Raw genomic sequence first — 19,216 nt, forward strand, 5'->3', positions numbered from 1 at the left:
ACTGGTCGCGATAGGCCTCCCATGAGATAGTTTCATTCGGCAGGGCGATCTCCTCGTCACGGATGCAGCGGACCCATAGGTCGATCTGGCCGGGCTCGAACAGTCGGATTCCCGGGTGCGGATGAAAAACGGACGTCCGGTCCAACAGCCCCTGAATGAAGATAAAAATGCGGTTGTACTGCTTGATCAATCGATCCATCTTGGCAACGTGGTCGTCAAAATAGACGCTGTCCGGGGTAATAACTTCAGGCTCTTTCTCTCTATTGAATCGGCTGAATTTTAAAAATTGTTTTTCGCCGATCTCGTCTTGAAAGGGAACGAGTCGGGGAGAGAAGTCGATCTCTGTGGCGATCCGATAAACGTTCTCTCCGTTGCGGATCAGCAGATAGGTCTGGCGGTTGGCCATGTGTTTGTAGATCTGGCCCCACATTTCCAATAAATCGCGGGGAGTATCGTACTTTTTATCTTTCCGGCGCACCCTGAACGCGACCACGCCTTTGGGCTCGGGCAGAATTCTGGAAAGGGTGCCGGGCTCAACCACCCACCGGTCGAAATCGTTCAGACGTTCAAAGTCCATCCCGCCCTGGTCGTAATCAAATAAGGTCTCCTCGTCCATGTAAAGCAGTTGCTGACGGATGCACACCGGCTCGTCCATGGGCGCGGGGGCGCCGCTGGCGATCTGCTTTACCGTTTCCAGCAGGCCGCAATAAAGCTCGACGTTAAAGATCCGGTCCTCCACGGTGGACAGGGATGTTTTCACGGCCGTCAACCGGGCAAGATCGGGCAGCGCGATCTGTTTATTCAGCACGGCATATTCGGTCGATAATTCCTCGATACGCTTCTGGATGCCCGGCATCTTGTCTTCTTTAAACGCGACCAGATCCGCCTTGTATTGCTCGGGCGCCTTTGTGGCCACGGCCGGCAGCATGGAGGGGTTGTCGGTCTGCTCCTGGCGCTGGCGGGTGATCAACGACAGTTTCTTCCCCTCGGCGATCAGCTCGGCGGTCGCCTGTTTGATTTCAGCTTTGATCTCGGCGATACGATTCTGAAAGATCGCCTCCCAGTCGGGCTCATGGGTGCAATAATCCTCGAACTCGTCGAAATGCACCCGCATCCAGCTGTTGCCATTCTCTCGCTCGCGCCGGAAATGAACACAGTTGCTCCCGATATCGGTTACGCAGAAAACCGGTCCTTGATCCGTGAAATAGTGCCGAGACTGATCAGGCGAAAATCAGGGGTGTCCTGGGCCACGGCATTAAGCAGATAGCTTTCCGGATCGTAGCAAATCGGTTCTTCCTCGATGCGCCACTTGCAAGCGGGCTGGCCCGGTTTTTCAGGGGCAAATGTGATGAATTCCATTAGGTTCCTCCACGCAGATTCCGTCGATCTCGAACAGTTCGGGCGCAAAGCCCTCGTCGTCGATGGACGCGGCTGTTAATCTGACGATTACATCGCCGTTTTCAAAAACGTCCTTATCGATGGAAAATTCCTCTTTGAGCACGTCAAGTACTTCCTTGGCATTATCCAGGGTCTTGGACTTTACGCGCATGACGGCCTTTAGCGATACATCAAAAGCGAATTCAGACATGGTCTACCCCTCCTGCGCTACGGTCGCCTCTTCAGTCAGCGCCGCCTTTAGGTCTTCGATCTTGATCCAACGGGTGTAGAAACGAACGTCGGTGTGCTTGACGTAGCCTTCCCACATGACCTGCCCTTCCATGCTCCGGGCACCGTCCACGCGAAGGTGACAACATTCGACACGGGAGGCCTGCTCGGTCAGGATACTCACATTAAAAGGCAGATTCTCGACGATCAGGTATTTATCTTTGCTATCCAGGTCGTCTATGGTAGATTTCCTTATGGGTTTCGCCGTTGGCCTCAAATTCGAGCATCAAAAATTCGGGCGTTTCAACGTTGCCATACATCACCCAAAGGGTGTGATGACCCGGATAACGTAGCCCCGTCAGCCTTGCGGCTGGTGGCTGTGTCTGGTCAACCACGAAGCTCGATTTCTCAAGCTCCGTCCTTCAGGGCGGGGTAGTTGACTCGTTGCCGTCTGCCTTGCGAACTGCAAAATAGAGTTGATCTTGCGGGGTGGCCATTTGAAAATTCCTTCATAAAAGATGTTGTTTTTATTCCGTTTTGACTGCGTCAATATACCACATTTACCCTTGTTTGTCAAGGCATATTTGCGGCTACTCGCAGCGTAAAAAAGAGACCTTCTCTTCAACGACGATTATTTGGTTTTTGTTTGTTGGCGCCCGCAAATAAGGTTGACAAAGCGTACGGAAAAGCGTACTTTAAGAAAAAATAGTCGAGGTGAAATATGCCGACATTATCAGCAACCGAAGCGAGAACCAAACTTTACCGCCTAATTGATCAAACATCGTTATCACATGAGCCTATTATTATTACTGGCAAAAGGGGTAATGCAGTTCTTATATCTGAGGGGGACTGGCGTTCAATTCAAGAAACCATCTACCTTTTGAACATTCCAGGTATGCGTGAGTCCATCCGTGAGGGTTTGGCGACTCCCATAGAGGATTGTACAGAGGAACTTGACTGGTGAGTTGGACAGTTGTTTTTACTAAACAGGCCAGAAAAGATGCAAAGAAAATATCTGCTGCAGGGCTCAAATCAAAAGCCGAGGCAATAATTCAGATCCTGCGTGAGAACCCATATCAAGCGCCCCCTTCTTACGAAAAGCTCATCGGAGATTTAGCAGGCGCATATTCAAGACGAATAAATATTCAGCACAGGATTGTCTACCAAATTCTTGATAACGAAAAAACAGTTAAGGTTATTCGTATGTGGACGCACTATGAATAGGTGACTGCTCCCGGGGATTCTTGCTATGAATTCTTAAACACCTTTCCGTTTGAATCTTCCCTTATCCTTTAGAATTTCATCTTGAACCGTATCCTGCCGCAACTGCTCGGCAGCATGGACGTATCGGCGACTCATGCCATAGCCCGTGTGATCCAGCCAGAGTCGGATCTTTTCGATTCCGTCGCCGCGCAAGGCCCGTAAGGTGGCCCCGGTATGCCGAAGCAGATGAGGACCATTGCGGCGTTTGACCAGCCCGGCTCCACGGATGGCGCGGGAGACCAGTTCGTAAACCTGCTTCCGGGATAATTGGCGGCCTGTAGATGCCAGGAAAACATGGTCGCTCGTTCCGGCACTTTTGAATCCATCTCTTACGCCCAGCCAGGTCTGAAACTGATTGACGATGTCTTCAGTGATCGGTACCTGTTTTTCCGATCCTCCCTTCTGTTTTATCCAGATCTGTTTCGCGTCCAGGCGCAGGTCGTCCAGCTTCAGGTTGATGATCGCGGACACGCGCAGGCCCACCTCGATCATGATTGAATAGATCAATAGGTTTCGATCAACAAATTTCTCGCTTGCGTTTTCTGCTTCCCATCGGAAAACTTTTTCCAACTCGTCGATGGAGAGGAAATCAAATTTGGGGGCCTGGGTCCGCGGCCGTTCGAGGGTGGCAGCCACGTTGTCGAGCATCAGTTCTTCGGCCACCAGGTAATCGAAAAAACTGCGGTAGATATTGATCAGAGTGTTTCGGGTGCCGTTGGACACCTTGCGGGATTTCAAATAAGCCTTCAACAGGTTTTTGTGGATGTCGCAAGGCCTATCGATTTTGTGGCGGCGGCAGAATTTGGCGAACCGGGTCAGTTCGGATCTCCGGTTGACGACACTGGCCGCACTGAGTTTCCCCAGTTGGGATTTTTCGGCCAGGTAATGATCGATGGATTCAACGATTGTCAGATTTCGTGCTGGTTCGAAATTCATTGTCCGGTTTCCGCTGGTATCGGTGGATTTTGAGCCAGGTGCGTTCCCGGCAGTTGCTTTTTGCATCCTTCCGCAGTTTATTAGCATTTTGTAGGGTTTCTGCCAACTTTTATGTTTTACCGGGGTTAAGTGCGCTATTTTGCCGTTCTGAGGTTTGTGGAATTCATAACCGGACAATACTGACAGGCCCGTGAGACGACGATCTCGGGTGGTCGAGGGGGATAGGATGGACCGGAAGAGGGGGTTTTTGCCTGAAGACCTGGACAATATAACACAGATTGTCAGGTTTTCGGCCGATCCTGTCCGATGTGATCGGCCGCCGACCTCCCGGATCGGACAGGCAACTGGGATTTTCCGCCAGGCAGGTCAAAAATTCATGATTTTATATAAGCCGTAAAAACCACCTTTAAGGTATTTAAGGGGAAATATTTACATTTAATTAATTTTTCCTTTTATTCTGCGTTTCTATCTGATAATGAACTTTTAAGCCTGTTTAAGGCAAAATTAGCCGTAAAAAGGAGGGAAGGGCACATGGCGCGAAGAAAGAGCTACGAAACCCCTTCGTCTGGTAGAGTGGCCATAACGCTGGATAAAAGGCAGTTTAAGGAAGTTAAGAAAATTTCCATCGAATTTGAACTACCTGAGAGCGAAGTTTTCCAATTGGCCGTAAATTTGTTGATTGAACGGTTTAATGCGCTTTCGACCGAAGTTTTAGATGAAAAGGGTAAAGACGCCCTGTTCGAGTAGGAGGATCGTTAAATGGATGAATATGTAATTTGCCAGAAAGGCTATACGTTCCCGGGAGAGGATAAACCCAGTTTTACCAGGGGCAAGATGTACCCGGTGCTGCCGACGCAATCCAATCACGTCAACGGGCTGGCCATCGTCAACGATCTGGGCCAGGTCCACTGGATCCACGAACCGGGTCATATCGAGTTCGATGAGTACTTTGAGGTGGTGAAAGGGTAGGTGGGTATGCAATCAAACAGAGACACCGTTTTTGGCACCAAAGCATCTGTTGACAGGGTTGAAGATCAAGGGGTTGTCGATGGAAAATGCGTGGTCTGCGGGGCTCAGATCCTGCTGACAGGCATCGGCCGGTCGATCTGGGATGATGGAACGTCGGTAGGTTCAGGGGAAGTCCGGACTGTGGCTGAAGCCTATTGCCCGAATTGCGATGAGAAACCGGAATTACCGGATCACGGTACGCCGATCTTCAAGTCTGAAATCGTTCGTCTTGCTGCGGAATAGCAAAACCGACACTTTGTCAGATGAGGTCCAAATTGAAGTCAGGAAAGTAGCAGTGCAATTATACGCATGGATTTGCCAACCATGACTTAAAGCGATGGTATCGCCACGGCAAAGCCCAACGAGACGGCTGGATAAGCGATCCAGGGATTTTTGATCCAGCTCCTTGAAAACTCTCCGAGAAAGAGTCGGAGAATAACCGACCCGTCCAGCGGAGGAATAGGAAGCAGGTTGAAAAGGACGAACATCAGGGTGACAGGAATCAGTAAGAAAAAGAACATGGCCGCCGTTTCAGCCGCATAACTCGACTCTGGGCCCAGAAGGCTGCGGCCGACCAATACAGAAGCAAAACCGACACCTACCGAAACAATGTTGGCCACCACCCCCGCTACGGCCGTAAAAAGCTTCTGGCGCCGGTTCATCTTCGAAAAATTCACCGGGACCGGTTTTCCCAAGCCAATACGAAAGGGAACGATAGCGCCGCCATGATTAAGGGGACCTGAAAGCTGCCCCAAAAATGCAGATGTTTGACTGGGTTGGCCGTGATCCGGCCGGCATCGTAGGCTGTCAGATCCCCACAACGGCAGGCCGCAAGGCCATGTGCGATCTCATGTAGTACAAACGAAAAAAGAAAAGCCAGGAAAGACAACCCCGGCAAAATTGCTTCACACTTCATCGTGCCCGCTCCTTGGCGGCGCACGGTATATTATTTTCAGGGTTGAATCAACCCACGGCCACTTTTAAAAAACAAGGCTGCCAGGTCCTTGCTCCATCTTGATTGTTCCCGCCTACGGTTTTCCATTGCCGCCCATGCTCATCAATGGCAATGCATCCGGGTTCCCAATGGTCGGGGCTACGTAATTCGTTGACCCAGCTCGATGGCTTTCCCCCAAAAAAGATCACCACGCCTTTACCTGGGGGGCCGACCTTTTTGGGAAATTTTTCTGCCTCCGGGTTGTAGTCGATTTCCATGGGGTGACCCTCTGTTGATTTTATCTGGGAGCGAAGGCAACCATCACGGCAAGATTGCTTTTAAAAGTGCAGGTAGGCCCGGCAAATCGGATTGTATTGTTTCCCATACGATATCGCTGTTCACACCGAAATATTCGTGAGATAGCAGATTACGCATATCGCGCATTTCACGCCAAGGAATTTTGTGGTGCTCCTCGACGATCTCATCGGGAACATGTCGTGCAGCCTCGCCAATGATTTCCAGATTGCGAACGACAGCGTCTACTGTTTTAGGATCATCTCTAAAAGCCTTCGCATCCATATTATCCGTGTATTTCTGGATCTTTTCGATAGAGGCCAGGATGTCATGAATACGTATATCCCAGCGTCTATGCGGCATGGACGGCCTCTTGCAAAATATCGGTTTTCAAATCCTGATGTAGGGCGTCTATGGTGGTCAGATCAACGGCGCTGTTCAAAACTTGACTGAGTTCATGCCGCAACCGGGAAAAACGGAAAAGACCGATGCGAGCATTCGGCTCAAATTCGACGATGAGGTCGATATCAGAGTCCCTGGTGGCTTCATTTCTTACTGAGGAACCGAAAAGATAAATCTTGTGGACGCAATAACGATCCAATAGATCTTTTTGGCCTTGAAGAATAGTTATGATTTGCTGGCGATCCATTGAATACAGTCCGTTTGCGGCATTAAAGAATTTAGTTGGTCTTTTTAGCTACCTATATGGGCCCAATGGGTAACCAACGGAAAATACATACCATGGAGAAATTAGAAAGATCAAGGCGAGAGCGGATAGCGAACCGGATAAAATTTTACCTGGGAGCAATGTCCGATAAAGAAGAGTGGGTAAAATAATATCAATGGGTTATAATAATTGTCGTTGCCGCATTACTTCTCGCAAGCTTCTGCGGCCGTCGATTACCCCATAAATCAGCACGATTTTTCCGATAACTTGGTAAGTAATCCGGTAGTTTTTAAATATAATTTGGCGACACAGAAAATTGGAAAGGCTTTGTAGTTCTTCGGGGACATGACCGCGTTCGGGATCTTCCCTCAAGGTTTTGCAGACTTCCGTGATATCTGCCACCAATTGTGCAGCAGTAGCAGGTTTCCCCGATGACTTAATGTAGTGTTGAATTTTTAATAGATCCTGCCGGGCACCCGTTGTGAACTCTATACTGAACTTCATTAACGGGCGGCCTCGCCAGCGAGCGTTTTCAGTTCATCGAGCATATCACCGGCAGAAATGGTTCTTCCTTTTTTTAGATCATCCTGACCTTGAGCGATCATTTTTAATAGTGCAAGCGCTTCCTGAGTCCGTTCATATTCGGTGATATCCTGGATGACGGCCTTGGCCTCTCCGCGCTGCGTAATAATCATTGTGCCATGGGTTTCGTTTAATTGCTTGATTATATTGGCAGCATTAGCCTTAAAGAAACTGATTGGTTTAATAGATTTGCTGAGTTGCATCATCGGTCCTTTTTTGGATTTCAAATGGTTCAAATTTAGTTCAAATTAGACATTTTTTACCGATGCGTCAACCTTTAATCCTACGCCGACAGCACCCCGAATTTCCTTCGCGTCGTTCTGGATTATGAAGCAAATCCGGTCATAGATCCGGTCAGCCTCGACCTCGGAGAGCCAACCAAACAGCGCTGGCTCAATTAAACAGGCTAGCAGCGGCCCTATTTCAGCCATGCAATCATTTTTTTGCAATCTGATCTTCCACGTTCTTCCCTTCCCGATTAACCTTCAGCGGGAGGCTTGCTTTTCGTTAGCGCCCACGCTTTATTCGATAGGTCAGTACTTTGCATTCCGGACATTGACCGGCAGGAACCTTTCCCACGGCATCAACCAGCATGTTCAAATCCTCGGTAGATGTTTGGGCGCCGGCATATGAATCCGGCCGAGTCATACAGGAAATCGTGTAATCCCAGGTCGATTCCAACCAATGGAGTCTTGCAAGCCTTGCTTAAATAAACGGAGGTTACAAATTATTGCTGGGTCGGATAGATCAGATGAGGCTAGGAGCGGGCTGGATAGAGAGTGGGAAGCAACAGAGCAGGAAGGGTAGGGGGAGATCTGTGGTATGTTATTGTAATGTTAATGAGGTATAGAGAAACAGGGCTGATTGTACATAGCAGCTATCTTAACCTGGCCTATAGTAAAGGTTTGTTATGATAAACAAAAAGAGAACCGGCCATGAACACATCTTTGATGGACATGAATATGCACCGGTTCTCAGCAGGTGGAGGAGGTGCCTGGATGGCTTGCCCTCAACTATAATTTAATTATCCTACCCAATCCCCTGATAGAGCATGACATCCACCACTTTGAAAAAACCGGCGATGTTGGTCCCGTTCATGTGGTTGCCCAATGTCCCGTACTGCTCGGCTGCTGCTACAGCTGGTCTGGTGGATGTTCTTCCGGATAGTCTGCAACCGGATATCCACCTCTTCTGGCGTCTATGACAACCGCATGGAATTCTGGGTCATATCCAATCCCGATACCGATGCCAGCCCGCGTTGGCCGACTTGCCTGAAATTTAGAGCAGATTGTCTTCGATGAAAAGATAGATCCCCTCGGGCACAGTGGGCATGTTGGCCTCCTCGCTGACCAGATATACCCTTTTGTTGATAAGGTTCTGGGCGTCTTCTGCCACCCTTTTATTAAGTGGTTGGATTTAATAACATCACACTTTGATAAATTATTAATATAGATACCATCTCAAATATATCAATTTAAAAACATGCATCCTTTATTATCGAAGTGATATTAAGCAGTTACATGCCCATTTATTTTTTTCAAATAATAGTTGACATACTCTTTGGATCCATGTATCCTTGGATCCAAAAAGGTAGAAATATACAATCCCAAAATATTTAAAGTGTCTTTCAAGAAAAAAGGAATTAGGTCATGTTTATTGATGAAGAAAGTTGTTTGGGGTGTGGGCAGTGCGTTCCATATTGCCCGGTTGGTGCAATAAATTTGGATGAAGATTGTGCAAGTATTGACATTGATGAATGCGTCGAGTGTTGCAACTGCCAGAGATGGGCAGAGTGCCCGGCAGATGCAATAATTCAAGACGAATTGAGCTGGCCGCGAACGATCCGAAAAGCGTTGAGTGATGAAATGGCTGTTTCTGAGTCCACTGGAATAACAGGGCGAGGAACTGAAGAAATGAAGACCAACGACGTTACCGGACGGATTCAGCCTGGAATGGTCGCTGTGGCTATAGAAGTAGGACGGCCTGCGTTGGGGACAAGGATTGCCCAGGTTGAGAAAATAGCAATGGCTGTTGCAAAGCTTGGAATACAATTTGAGGAACAAAACCCGGTTACTTCTCTTATATCAGATCCAAACACTGGGCTATTTAAAAAAGAAGTATTAAACGAAAAGGTATTGTCAGCAATTTTAGAATTTGTAGCTCGGTTGGACCAACTGCCAGATATTCTCAGAGCGCTTGAAGATGTTTCAAAACAAATAGACACTGTATTCAGTCTCGATGTGGCAACACCTTTAAATGATGACGGGTCAGTTCCAACTGATCCTTACATTAAAGGAAAAAATATTTGGGTTGCGCCAAATGGTAAAACGAATATCGGAATTGGGCGGGTTTCCTTATAGGAGGATGGACAAATGACACACACCCTACATAGAATGGGAAGTAATGATTCTTTGAAAAATGATTTTGTACTGCTTGCGATGCCTGCAAAAAATACCAATGAAAAAGGATCGGCAAAAAAACTGAACCGGCTTTTAGAGATGGCGGTAGAGCATGGCGCCATTAAAATTGGCAACGCCAGCAAAGGCAACGAAACAATGCAGGGCGGAAAAGAAAAAGTTGTAAAAAATGTTAGTGACGGTAACTGTGTACACGCAGTGTTTGACGATCCGGCTTTGTTGACCAATATGTTAAAAGATCTGAAGGAAGAAGATTTGGGTATTTCCGTGGTCGTTTCCGGTTTGTTCGAGCACGTCGGAAAATGTTGCAATGAAGCAGGGTTGAGGCCGCATACCATAAATCAGTCCCTTGGCCGGTGGGGAAAAACAGAAAGATTGCCGTCTGATGACGTGCTTGAACTGAACACGATGTGTGGGCACGGTATGGTGTCGGTGGGCCTAATAAACGATGTCGCCACGCAGATCAAGGATGGACGCTCCACTCCTGAAGAAGCAGCCGAGACGCTTTTTGCGCCATGCGTGTGTGGAATTTTCAATACTAAACGCGCAGCAAGTTTACTCAGAGCCATGGTTTCTAAGTGATGCAGTAGCTTAATTATTTGGGTTCGCAGGACCAATAGAAACGGGCGTCTTCAATAAAGGACTGAAAAGAGTTCAAAGTGAGGGGAAAATGAAAAAAATTGGATTTATTGGCCTTGGCGCCATGGGCAATCATATGGCTCGCAACCTGACAAAAAAAGGTTTCGCGGTCACAGTGTATGACCTGAATCCTGAAGCGGTCCAGTCGCTGGTTAACGCAGGGGCTAAAGCTGCGGAAAGTTGTGCCGCTGCCGCCCAAAATGCAGATATCGTGATTACCGTGCTACCAGCCGATCGACACATGAAGGCGGTAATGATGAACGATAATGGTGTATTCCAAGGAGCTTCTCCAGGGACGACCATTATCGATATGACAACGCTGTCCCCACACACATCGATTGAAGTGGCGGCGGAAGCCCAAAAGCGCGGGTTGTTTTTTTTAGATGCGCCGGTTTCAGGGGGTACCATTGGTGCTGAAAAAGGAACCCTAACAATCATGGTCGGTGGGGAGAAGCAACTATTTGAGCAGGTTCGCGATGTCCTTGAAGCTATGGGGAAGACGATCTATCACGTCGGAGGTATCGGAATCGGCGAAACGGTCAAGATGGTCAACCAGATTTTGGTCGCTTGTAATATGCTGGCGATCTCGGAGGCATTCGTTCTAGGTGTAAAATTGGGTGCGGATCCCGACACCCTTCTAAACGTAATCAAAGTCAGTGCCGGCAACTCTTTCCTCATCGAGCACAGGCTGCCGAACTATGTCTTTCCTGGAGATTTTGAACAGCCTGGTTTCGCCCTGGACCTCCTGCGCAAAGATGTAGGCATTGCAATGGACAGTGCAAGGGAAGAAAAAGTCGCTATTTCTCTTACCTCCATCGTATACCAGATGCTAACTCAGGCTAGCTCTGCAGGGTTTGGCAACATGGATATGTCCTCAGTTATCAAAGTCGTAGAATCGTCCGCTGGCGTTTCTGTCAGAAAGACCACCAAAACTGAGGATTGAGCAGCGGTTGAAACTCAATGATTGGCGATCGGTTTCATGGAAGAGGCGGACAGGGAGCGTTGGAGGAAAAATTAGCTGAAAAAATGAGCGATAATTCTATTGGCACGATGGCTGAATTGATCAAGGCTGTCGAAATAATCCGGGAAAAATGGTGTGGCGTACAATGATGAGGTGGCCCTAATCGTCGTATATTGTGTCGCAGCACCAATCGTGAATTCCAATAGTTAATGCCTTGTCTCGATAAGTATTTCTACCCAAAAAACAGAATTAATAAAAAGAAAATACTTTTATTTTCTGAAATGGGTAAAGAAACAGTAAGAGAAATATCGATTTCAATGGAAGCAGGTTAGCACTGAGTTTATGTCGCACTATTCAATTCTACAATTGTAAAATGGATTTTTTTATGAGAACAAGCAGAAAAAAGACAATGGACGGTAACACGGCCGCCGCATACGCGTCCTATGCATTTATAGATACCGCAATCATTTATCCGATTACACCATCTTCCCCTATGGCTGAGTCAATCGACGAATGGGCCACTGCAGGCAAGAAAAATATTTTTGACCAGCAGGTAGAACTCAGGGAAATGCAATCCGAAGGAGGGGCCGCAGGAACACTCCATGGCTGTCTTCAAGGTGGTGCCTTGACCGCCACCTACACTGCTTCCCAGGGACTGCTGCTTATGATTCCCAATATGTACAAGATTGCAGGCGAGCTATTGCCTGGGGTTTTTCATGTCAGCGCAAGATCCCTGGCATCCAACGCCCTGAGCATTTTTGGAGACCATCAGGACGTTATGGCTGCCAGGCAGACCGGTTTTTCACTCCTGGCATCCAGCAATGTCCAGCAATGTATGGACTTAGGGGCCGTCGCACACCTTGTTTCGATTGAATCCAGGATTCCTACCCTTCACTTTTTTGATGGATTCAGAACTTCCCATGAGCTTCAAAAAATAGAAATGCTGGACTATGACAAACTTTCAGAAATGGTCGACCTGGAGGCCATCGCTCGATTTCGTTCCCGATCATTAAATCCAGACAACCCTTTGCTCCGAGGGACAACTCAAAATCCAGACGTTTTTTTCCAGACCCGAGAAGCCGTCAATAAGTTCTACGAGCCCCTGCCTGGGATTTTTCAAAAATACATGGACAGGATGAACGCTCTGACTGGAAGAAATTACAAGCTCTTTAACTATCATGGGTCCGAAACCGCTGAAAATGTCATCATCGCAATGGGGTCTGCCTGTGATGTGATCAGGGAAACAATTGAATACCTCAACCAAATGGGATCTGAATACGGGCTTTTGGAGGTTCACCTTTATCGGCCTTTTTCTATTCAACACTTGATTGATGCCCTTCCCAAAACAATCAAAAGATTGACCGTTCTGGACCGGACAAAGGAACCAGGAGCCCCGGGCGAACCCCTTTACCTGGATGTGAAAAGCGCCTTTTACGGTGGGAAAAATCCCCCCCTTATCCTGGGTGGCATATACGGACTTGCCTCCAAGGAATTCTCACCAGCTAACGTTAAAGAAGTCCTTGCAAACATGGATTCTGAAGACCCAAGGGATCAGTTTACCGTCGGGATTGTTGATGATGTCACCTTCAGATCTCTTCCTCCCTTTAAAGAGCCATTCAACCCCACTCCGAAGAACACCATCGCCTGTAAATTCTGGGGACTGGGGTCCGACGGAACTGTGGGAGCCAATAAGTCGGCCGTTAAAATCATTGGTGACCATACAGATAAATATGTGCAGGCCTATTTTGCATATGATTCGAAAAAATCAGGCGGCGTGACCATCTCGCATCTCCGGTTCGGCGATACAAAGATTCGATCCTCCTACCAGATTACCAATGCGGATTTCATTGCCTGTCACAACCAGGCCTATGTTCATCAATACGATCTTCTGGAGGGAATTAAACCGGGCGGAACGTTTCTTTTGAATTGTAACTGGTCTGAGGATGAACTGGAAAGAGAACTCCCCTCCGATTTAAAACAGACCATTGCTGTTAAAAATATCAATTTTTACACCATCAATGCCGTGGACATTGCAAGGGAAATCGGGCTTGGCGGACGCATCAACATGGTCATGCAATCTGCATTTTTCAAACTCACCGGAGTCATACCCGTTGAGGATGCTGCAGACTATCTCAAAAAAGAAGTCGAAAAAAATTATGGCAGGAAGGGAAAAAAAGTCGTTGAGATGAATGGCCAGGCCATCGACCAGGGGATGAACGCATGCCTGAAAACAAATGTTCCGGCGTCATGGGAAGATGCAGCCAGTAACGGTGACTCCCAAGGAAATGATTTCCCCGAGTTTGTCGAAAAAATTCTGGTCCCGATGAACCGGCAGAAAGGCGACTCCCTTCCGGTCAGCGTCTTTAACGGAAATGAGGACGGAACCTATCCAACCGGAACGACAAAGTATGAAAAAAGAGCCATTTCTCTTTTCGTTGCCGACTGGAATCCGGATAATTGTATCCAGTGCAATCAGTGCGCCTTTGTTTGTCCCCATGGTGTGCTCAGGCCCATGCTGCTTTCTGATGAACAGGTTGAAAATGCCCCAATGAGCATGACAGCCACCAAGGCCTTGGGCAAGGGGTATGAGGGTAAATATTTCATGGGATTTTCAGCTCTTGACTGCACAGGCTGTGGAAACTGCGTAGATGTTTGCCCTGCAAAAGAGAAGGCTATTGAATTGAAACCCCTTGCAGACAAACGAGACACATACGTGGAGCTCTGGAATTATGTCAAGGACATTGAACCACCTGAACTTAGCGACAAACAGATCTCTACGGTAAAAGGGAGCCAGTTTCTCAAACCGCTGATCGAATTTTCAGGTGCCTGTGCCGGTTGCGGCGAGACTCCGTACGCAAAGCTGATTACCCAGCTTTTCGGCGACCGGATGGTCGTTTCCAATTCTGCGGGCTGTGCAACAGTCTGGGGTGGATCGGCGCCATCGGTGCCCTACACCAAAAACAGTTGCGGTCATGGCCCTGCCTGGGGATTCTCACTTTTTGAAGACAATGCCGAATATGGATACGGAATGCATGTGGGCGCCAAAACAGTTCGCCGGGCATTGGAGTCAGACATCAGAAAGCTATTGGACAAAGGGGTCGATAAAACACTTGAATCGGCTATGAGAGAATGGCTTGAGGGGATGGATGAAACCGAAGGCTCAAGGGCCAGGGCCACGAAACTGGCCACGGCATTAAAACCCTTTGAAAATGATTCACGTTTGGGCCGAATCGTCCAAAAAAGCCACCTTTTTGTCAAACACTCAAATTGGGTCTTTGGAGGAGACGGATGGGCCTATGACATTGGGTTCGGCGGCCTTGACCATGTCCTGGCATCCGGTGAGAATATCAATGTAATGGTATTTGACACCGAAGTTTATTCCAACACCGGCGGCCAGTCGTCCAAAGCAACCCCCACAGCAGCCATAGCAAAATTTGCATCATCTGGAAAACGAAGCAAGAAAAAAGACCTGGGCATGATGATGATCAGTTACGGCTACGTGTATGTAGCCCAAGTGGCCATAGGTGCCGATAAAAGTCAGGCATTAAAAGCCATCCGGGAGGCAGAGGCCTATAATGGTCCCTCCCTGGTCATCGGCTATGCGCCCTGCGTGAACCACGGCATCAAATCTGGCATGGGATATTCCCAGCGTCAGGCAAAACGGGCCGTTGAAGCCGGTTACTGGTCCCTTTACAGGTATAACCCCGGTATCAGGAAAAATGGAAAAAATCCGTTTATTCTTGATTCCAAGCCGCCTGTAGCGGATTTCGAGGAATTTCTCATGAGCGAAGTTCGATATGCTTCCCTGATGCAGCAGTCTCCTGAAACGGCAAAGAAGTTATTTGTTAAGGCAAAAAATGATTCAATGGAACGGATCAAGAACTATCAGCGCCTTAGTAACCAAATCCAATAACGGGGAAACTCAGAGGAACCCGAGGCAAAAAGGAGAACGTTCGCATGCCATTGATGACAGCGGAACAATACGAAAATAGTCTTCGTGCACTTAATCTAGAAGTTTATATGTTCGGTGAACGGGTCGCCAGCGTTGTCGACGATCCAATAATCCGACCGTCGATGAATGCCGTTGCCAAAACCTATGAGCTGGCCCACGACCCCAAATATGCAGATTTGATGACAGCCCGTTCTCATTTGACCGGCAATCGTATCAATCGCTTCACTCATATCCACCAAAGCACCGAAGACTTGATAAAGAAAAGCAAAATGGGGCGGTTGCTCGGAAGAATGACGGGCTGTTGTTTTCAACGATGTGTGGGCATGGATTCCCTCAATGCACTGTCCATAATTACCTACAACATCGATCAGAAACACGGAACAGAATACAACCAACGATTCAAAGCTTACTTGGAGTATGTTCAGGATAATGACTTGGTGTGCGACGGCGCCATGACGGACCCCAAGGGTGATCGCAGTCTGCCACCTCATCAGCAACCAGATCCCGACCACTACCTTCGCGTTGTGGAGAAAAAGGATGATGGCATCGTAGTCCGCGGCGCCAAAGCTCACCAGACCGGGGCGGTCAATTCCCACGAAATCATCGTAATGCCCACTATCGCCATGGGTAAGGCGGACAGAGATTATGCGGTTTCTTTTGCCCTGCCAAGCGATGCCGAAGGAATCGTATACATCATGGGGCGCCAGTCCTGCGATACGCGAAAGTTGGAGGACGGCACACTGGACCAGGGTAACGTACTATTTGGCGGTCACGAAGCTCTGGTGGTGTTCGAAGATGTATTTGTACCTTGGGAACGCTTGTTCATGTGCGGAGAAAATGAGTTCGCCGGTCCGCTGGTGGAGATGTTTGCAGCCTATCACCGCCAGAGTTACGCATGCAAGGTCGGCGTAGGTGACGTTCTTATCGGCGCAGCGCAAATTGCGGCCGAGCATAACGGCGTTGAAAAGGCTTCGCATATTAAAGACAAGTTGATCGAGATGAATCACCTCAATGAGACCCTGTATTGCGGTTGTATTGCCTGCGCGTCGGAAGGACGCATGAAACCCAGCGGTACATTCTCCGTCAACACCCTGCTTGCTAATGTGCATAAACAAAACGTGACAAGGTATCCATACGAAATTGCCAGACTCGCCCAAGACATCGCGGGTGGGCTGATGGTCACCTTGCCATCGGAAAAGGACCTAACGTCCTCCAAAACGCGAAAATGGGTGGAAAAATATTTCAAAACCCGTCCCGATCTGCAGACCACCGACAGAATGCGGATTCTGCGGCTGATCGAAAACCTGACCCTGGGAACCGCAGCTGTGGGTTACCTGACTGAATCGATGCACGGGGCAGGGTCTCCACAGGCACAGAGAATCATGATCGGGAGAAAAATCAACATGGCCGAGAAAAAAAGAGCAGCATTAACTTTGTGTGGAATTGACGAATAGATTTTAGTTAGTGTCAATTTTCGGATATGGTTTTTGAAGATCCTAAATGAGGAGCCCTATGGGAATAGCCAACCGTATTGAGAAACTAAAAAGTTCACTGTTTTCAGTTGAGCCTTTCGTCTGCGCGGAACGAGCTTCGCTTGTAACCGAAGCATATCAAAAATACGAACATGAGCCGGTTTGCGTAAAAAGAGCAAAGGCTTTGAATCACTATTTAACGAACATGGGAATTTACGTTGCGCCCGGTGAGTTGATCGTTGGGAATCAAACTGGTGCACCCGGGGGCGTGCCCGTTTTCCCCGAAACCCAGGCGAGCTGGCTGTCGACCCAGCTGGATCACATATCCGAGCGCAAATTTCATCGTCTTGACGTTAGCGATGCCGTTAAGGCCCAACTACGTTCGATTCTGCCATTTTGGAAAGGTAAAACTCCCCTTGACCGAGGACCGGGCTTGCTGCCTGAAGAGACACGCGCAGTATACGATATGAATCCTCCTGTTATTTCGCCGAACTTGACCATCAAAAATTCGGCCGGACATGTCGTACCGAACTACGAAATGGTGATTCGCAGGGGATTCAAGCACATTCTGGAAGATGCTAAAAATAGGGCGGCGGAACTGGACAGGACACTGCCCGAAAGCCTTCCGGCGGCACAATTCTACAGAGCGTTCATTATCGTTTGCGATGCGGTCATGACACTTGCACAGCGATACGCAAAAGAATGCCACAAACTGTCGAAAATGGAAAACGATCCCACAAGGGCGTCGGAGCTGGAAAGCATGGCACAAATCTGCGAACGGGTGCCTGCACATCCTGCCTCAAACTTCCATGAAGCTGTTCAGTCGTTCTGGTTCGCGCATCTGGTTGTCATGTTGGAAGGGGACGGACTTGCCGTTTCGCCCGGCCGCTTGGACCAATACCTGTATCCTTATTATAAGAGTGATTTATCAAATGAAGTCACTAACACAGACGACGCCAGGGAATTGATTGAAAACCTGTGGATAAAATTCAATCAAGTCCGACAACTACCGGATGTTCCGCCGGTTGGGCAGTATACAGCGGCATTTACAATGGCACAAAACGTTATTGTCGGTGGTCAACAGTCGAATGGAAAAGATGCAACCAACGAATTATCATACTTGTTCCTACAAATTGAACGACACATCAGGTGCCCTCAACCCGCCCTTTCCGTGAGACTTCACAGCAGAACACCTGAAAAGCTTATCCGTGAAACTGTGGAAACGATTCGCCGTGGCGGGGGCAAACCGGCGGCATTTTACGATGACGCCGTAATTCCGTCGTTGATGAACAATGGTGTTACACTCGAAGATGCACGGGATTATGCTATCGTCGGTTGTGTCGAGCCTACGCCGAACGGAAATTGCTTCGGCTGGACCAACGCCGCGATGTTCAATTTGGCGAGGTGCCTTGAATTATCTATTTTCCGGGGAGACCAAACGCACTCCGAAAATATTGAGCCTGAAAAGGTTGAGCTTCCAGGAACCTTCGCGGAGTTCCTGGACAGTTTCAAAAAACAGGTGGCGTTTTATGTGGAGCACATGTGCGTCATCTTAAATACATGGGATCGCATTCAGTCCGAGTTGGTCCCCTTGCCCTTTCTTTCCACTATGGTCGATGGGTGTCTGGCGTGCGGTACGGATGTAGTTAAGGGCGGTGCGAAATACAATTTCACCGGCCCTCAGGGAGCGGGTATTGCAAATGTGGCGGACTCTTTGGCCGCAATCAAGACCGGCGTGTTTGATGAACAGTTCATATCGTTCGAGGCGCTCAAAGATGCCCTGAGACATGATTTTCCCGACCAGCGCATTCAGCAGTATCTGATCAACAAGTTGCCAAAATATGGGAACGATGACGATTCAGTAGACTGCTTCGCAGAGGAAATTGCAGCCCATTATTGTAATTGTATAAGGAAAAACAAGAACCCTCGAAATGGCTGTTTTCGGCCAGGGTTGTACACGGTGGCAGCGCATGTCGCCTTAGGAAAAGCCGTCGGAGCGCTACCCGACGGTAGGAAGAAGAGCGAACCGCTGGCAGACGGCGTTTCACCCGCGCACGGCCGTGATCGTAACGGCATTACTGCCCTGGCGAAATCTGCATCCAAAATCGATCATGTACTCGCTGGTAATGGTACGAACTTGAACCCGCGCCTTCATCCGCAACTACTTGAAGATCGGGAGGGCCGGTTGGCTTTTCAAACGTTTTTAAGGGCCTTGGCCGAACTCAAAATTCTGCACGCGCAATTCAATGTAGTAACTTCAAAAGAGCTCAAGGAAGCGCAATACGATCCGGAAAGATATAAGGATCTGTTGGTCAGGGTGTCCGGATACAGTGCATTCTTCGTAGATCTTAACACTGATTTACAGGACGATATTATCGCCAGGACCGAACATATGGTCTAACCAATTCAGTCTATAGGCCTCTGTGCATCTATAAAAATCAGGATAAACAACGGCATCGGGCCGCAATGCTGTCAAGGATAAATGT

General features: G+C 48.4%; 23 protein-coding genes. 12 read left to right on the forward strand and 11 right to left on the reverse strand.

The genetic code is table 11. The features are described from left to right. Window positions 1–1,173: 1,173 nt before the first annotated feature. Genes GN111_RS02650 through GN111_RS02660 form a run of 3 tightly spaced genes read right to left on the reverse strand, consistent with a single transcriptional unit; the run spans window position 1,174 to window position 1,789 of the window. On the reverse strand, window positions 1,174–1,359 hold the full coding sequence (locus tag GN111_RS02650; protein ID WP_155302259.1) for a hypothetical protein: 186 nt from the start codon (window positions 1,357–1,359) through the stop codon (window positions 1,174–1,176). Beyond that, window positions 1,334–1,588 carry a hypothetical protein gene (locus tag GN111_RS02655; protein ID WP_155302260.1) on the reverse strand — a complete coding sequence of 85 codons (255 nt, stop codon included), beginning with the start codon at window positions 1,586–1,588 and terminating at the stop codon, window positions 1,334–1,336. The genes GN111_RS02650 and GN111_RS02655 overlap by 26 nt, the downstream gene beginning before the upstream one ends. A gap of 3 nt (window positions 1,589–1,591) precedes the next feature. Continuing rightward, window positions 1,592–1,789: a hypothetical protein gene (locus tag GN111_RS02660; RefSeq protein WP_155302261.1), complete on the reverse strand. Its 198-nt coding sequence runs from the start codon at window positions 1,787–1,789 to the stop codon at window positions 1,592–1,594. Window positions 1,790–2,326: 537 nt separating this feature from the next. Between GN111_RS02660 and GN111_RS02665 the strand changes: the two genes are divergently transcribed. After that, entirely contained in the window at window positions 2,327–2,569 is a 243-nt protein-coding gene (locus GN111_RS02665) for a type II toxin-antitoxin system Phd/YefM family antitoxin (RefSeq protein ID WP_155302262.1), read from the forward strand. Further along, window positions 2,566–2,829, forward strand: a complete 264-nt coding sequence (locus GN111_RS02670; protein ID WP_155302263.1) for a Txe/YoeB family addiction module toxin — start codon at window positions 2,566–2,568, stop codon at window positions 2,827–2,829. Before GN111_RS02665 ends, GN111_RS02670 begins: the two co-directional genes overlap by 4 nt. A 33-nt stretch (window positions 2,830–2,862) precedes the next feature. On the opposite strand, the gene GN111_RS02675 is transcribed toward GN111_RS02670, so the two are convergent. After that, entirely contained in the window at window positions 2,863–3,804 is a 942-nt protein-coding gene (locus GN111_RS02675; RefSeq protein WP_170302093.1) for a tyrosine-type recombinase/integrase, read from the reverse strand. A gap of 531 nt (window positions 3,805–4,335) precedes the next feature. Here GN111_RS02675 and GN111_RS02680 point away from each other — a divergent pair. Genes GN111_RS02680 through GN111_RS02690 form a run of 3 tightly spaced genes read left to right on the forward strand, consistent with a single transcriptional unit; the run spans window position 4,336 to window position 5,055 of the window. After that, a complete protein-coding gene (locus tag GN111_RS02680) occupies window positions 4,336–4,551 on the forward strand; it encodes a hypothetical protein (protein ID WP_155302265.1) in 216 nt (71 codons plus the stop codon). Between the two features lie 12 nt (window positions 4,552–4,563). Further along, window positions 4,564–4,773 carry a hypothetical protein gene (locus GN111_RS02685; RefSeq protein ID WP_155302266.1) on the forward strand — a complete coding sequence of 70 codons (210 nt, stop codon included), beginning with the start codon at window positions 4,564–4,566 and terminating at the stop codon, window positions 4,771–4,773. Further along, complete coding sequence (locus tag GN111_RS02690; RefSeq protein WP_155302267.1) at window positions 4,774–5,055, forward strand: hypothetical protein; 282 nt, start codon at window positions 4,774–4,776, stop codon at window positions 5,053–5,055. A gap of 86 nt (window positions 5,056–5,141) precedes the next feature. Here GN111_RS02690 and GN111_RS02695 read toward each other — a convergent pair whose 3' ends face one another. From GN111_RS02695 to GN111_RS02725, 7 genes are all read right to left on the reverse strand, one after another. Then, a complete protein-coding gene (locus GN111_RS02695; protein ID WP_155302268.1) occupies window positions 5,142–5,474 on the reverse strand; it encodes a M50 family metallopeptidase in 333 nt (110 codons plus the stop codon). 11 nt (window positions 5,475–5,485) lie between these two features. After that, complete coding sequence (locus tag GN111_RS02700; RefSeq protein WP_155302269.1) at window positions 5,486–5,728, reverse strand: zinc metalloprotease; 243 nt, start codon at window positions 5,726–5,728, stop codon at window positions 5,486–5,488. A 47-nt stretch (window positions 5,729–5,775) separates the two neighbouring features. After that, window positions 5,776–6,024, reverse strand: coding sequence for a hypothetical protein (locus tag GN111_RS02705; RefSeq protein ID WP_155302270.1), 249 nt, complete (start codon window positions 6,022–6,024; stop codon window positions 5,776–5,778). Window positions 6,025–6,067: 43 nt separating this feature from the next. After that, window positions 6,068–6,403, reverse strand: a complete 336-nt coding sequence (locus GN111_RS02710; protein ID WP_155302271.1) for a HepT-like ribonuclease domain-containing protein — start codon at window positions 6,401–6,403, stop codon at window positions 6,068–6,070. Next, entirely contained in the window at window positions 6,393–6,689 is a 297-nt protein-coding gene (locus GN111_RS02715; RefSeq protein WP_155302272.1) for a nucleotidyltransferase family protein, read from the reverse strand. Before GN111_RS02715 ends, GN111_RS02710 begins: the two co-directional genes overlap by 11 nt. Window positions 6,690–6,887: 198 nt before the next feature. Further along, window positions 6,888–7,211 (reverse strand): type II toxin-antitoxin system RelE/ParE family toxin, encoded by a 324-nt coding sequence (locus GN111_RS02720; RefSeq protein WP_155302273.1) that lies wholly within the window; start codon window positions 7,209–7,211, stop codon window positions 6,888–6,890. Then, window positions 7,211–7,495 (reverse strand): type II toxin-antitoxin system Phd/YefM family antitoxin, encoded by a 285-nt coding sequence (locus GN111_RS02725; RefSeq protein WP_231715658.1) that lies wholly within the window; start codon window positions 7,493–7,495, stop codon window positions 7,211–7,213. Before GN111_RS02725 ends, GN111_RS02720 begins: the two co-directional genes overlap by 1 nt. 1,443 nt (window positions 7,496–8,938) lie before the next feature. On the opposite strand from GN111_RS02725, the gene GN111_RS02730 reads away from it, so the two are divergent. The 7 genes from GN111_RS02730 (at window position 8,939) to GN111_RS02760 (ending at window position 19,131) form a co-directional block, all read left to right on the forward strand. Beyond that, window positions 8,939–9,649 (forward strand): DUF362 domain-containing protein, encoded by a 711-nt coding sequence (locus GN111_RS02730; protein ID WP_155302274.1) that lies wholly within the window; start codon window positions 8,939–8,941, stop codon window positions 9,647–9,649. 12 nt (window positions 9,650–9,661) lie between these two features. After that, window positions 9,662–10,288 (forward strand): hypothetical protein, encoded by a 627-nt coding sequence (locus GN111_RS02735; protein ID WP_155302275.1) that lies wholly within the window; start codon window positions 9,662–9,664, stop codon window positions 10,286–10,288. 61 nt (window positions 10,289–10,349) lie between these two features. Beyond that, entirely contained in the window at window positions 10,350–11,288 is a 939-nt protein-coding gene (locus GN111_RS02740) for an NAD(P)-dependent oxidoreductase (protein ID WP_269433844.1), read from the forward strand. Between the two features lie 17 nt (window positions 11,289–11,305). Continuing rightward, window positions 11,306–11,455 carry a hypothetical protein gene (locus tag GN111_RS02745; protein WP_155302277.1) on the forward strand — a complete coding sequence of 50 codons (150 nt, stop codon included), beginning with the start codon at window positions 11,306–11,308 and terminating at the stop codon, window positions 11,453–11,455. A gap of 236 nt (window positions 11,456–11,691) precedes the next feature. After that, window positions 11,692–15,219, forward strand: coding sequence for a pyruvate:ferredoxin (flavodoxin) oxidoreductase (nifJ, locus tag GN111_RS02750; protein WP_155302278.1), 3,528 nt, complete (start codon window positions 11,692–11,694; stop codon window positions 15,217–15,219). A gap of 44 nt (window positions 15,220–15,263) precedes the next feature. Beyond that, window positions 15,264–16,712 carry a 4-hydroxyphenylacetate 3-hydroxylase family protein gene (locus GN111_RS02755; RefSeq protein ID WP_155302279.1) on the forward strand — a complete coding sequence of 483 codons (1,449 nt, stop codon included), beginning with the start codon at window positions 15,264–15,266 and terminating at the stop codon, window positions 16,710–16,712. Between the two features lie 58 nt (window positions 16,713–16,770). Continuing rightward, window positions 16,771–19,131, forward strand: a complete 2,361-nt coding sequence (locus GN111_RS02760) for a glycyl radical protein (protein WP_170302094.1) — start codon at window positions 16,771–16,773, stop codon at window positions 19,129–19,131. The last annotated feature ends 85 nt before the right edge of the window (window positions 19,132–19,216 follow it).

Origin of the sequence: Desulfosarcina widdelii, from assembly GCF_009688965.1 — a bacterium.
Taxonomy (GTDB): Bacteria; Desulfobacterota; Desulfobacteria; order Desulfobacterales; family Desulfosarcinaceae; genus Desulfosarcina; species Desulfosarcina widdelii.

Bases quoted from the DNA above. Each gene is read 5' to 3' on its own strand.
- GN111_RS02655 (WP_155302260.1), bottom strand. From the start codon at position 1,588: ATGTCTGAATTCGCTTTTGATGTATCGCTAAAGGCCGTCATGCGCGTA.
- GN111_RS02685 (WP_155302266.1), top strand. From the start codon at position 4,564: ATGGATGAATATGTAATTTGCCAGAAAGGCTATACGTTCCCGGGAGAG.
- GN111_RS02745 (WP_155302277.1), top strand. From the start codon at position 11,306: ATGATTGGCGATCGGTTTCATGGAAGAGGCGGACAGGGAGCGTTGGAG.
- GN111_RS02735 (WP_155302275.1), top strand. From the start codon at position 9,662: ATGACACACACCCTACATAGAATGGGAAGTAATGATTCTTTGAAAAAT.
- GN111_RS02760 (WP_170302094.1), top strand. From the start codon at position 16,771: ATGGGAATAGCCAACCGTATTGAGAAACTAAAAAGTTCACTGTTTTCA.
- GN111_RS02710 (WP_155302271.1), bottom strand. From the start codon at position 6,403: ATGCCGCATAGACGCTGGGATATACGTATTCATGACATCCTGGCCTCT.
- GN111_RS02705 (WP_155302270.1), bottom strand. From the start codon at position 6,024: ATGGAAATCGACTACAACCCGGAGGCAGAAAAATTTCCCAAAAAGGTC.
- GN111_RS02680 (WP_155302265.1), top strand. From the start codon at position 4,336: ATGGCGCGAAGAAAGAGCTACGAAACCCCTTCGTCTGGTAGAGTGGCC.
- nifJ (WP_155302278.1), top strand. From the start codon at position 11,692: ATGAGAACAAGCAGAAAAAAGACAATGGACGGTAACACGGCCGCCGCA.
- GN111_RS02700 (WP_155302269.1), bottom strand. From the start codon at position 5,728: ATGAAGTGTGAAGCAATTTTGCCGGGGTTGTCTTTCCTGGCTTTTCTT.
- GN111_RS02675 (WP_170302093.1), bottom strand. From the start codon at position 3,804: ATGAATTTCGAACCAGCACGAAATCTGACAATCGTTGAATCCATCGAT.
- GN111_RS02665 (WP_155302262.1), top strand. From the start codon at position 2,327: ATGCCGACATTATCAGCAACCGAAGCGAGAACCAAACTTTACCGCCTA.
- GN111_RS02725 (WP_231715658.1), bottom strand. From the start codon at position 7,495: ATGATGCAACTCAGCAAATCTATTAAACCAATCAGTTTCTTTAAGGCT.
- GN111_RS02730 (WP_155302274.1), top strand. From the start codon at position 8,939: ATGTTTATTGATGAAGAAAGTTGTTTGGGGTGTGGGCAGTGCGTTCCA.
- GN111_RS02755 (WP_155302279.1), top strand. From the start codon at position 15,264: ATGCCATTGATGACAGCGGAACAATACGAAAATAGTCTTCGTGCACTT.
- GN111_RS02650 (WP_155302259.1), bottom strand. From the start codon at position 1,359: ATGGAATTCATCACATTTGCCCCTGAAAAACCGGGCCAGCCCGCTTGC.
- GN111_RS02715 (WP_155302272.1), bottom strand. From the start codon at position 6,689: ATGGATCGCCAGCAAATCATAACTATTCTTCAAGGCCAAAAAGATCTA.
- GN111_RS02695 (WP_155302268.1), bottom strand. From the start codon at position 5,474: ATGAACCGGCGCCAGAAGCTTTTTACGGCCGTAGCGGGGGTGGTGGCC.
- GN111_RS02720 (WP_155302273.1), bottom strand. From the start codon at position 7,211: ATGAAGTTCAGTATAGAGTTCACAACGGGTGCCCGGCAGGATCTATTA.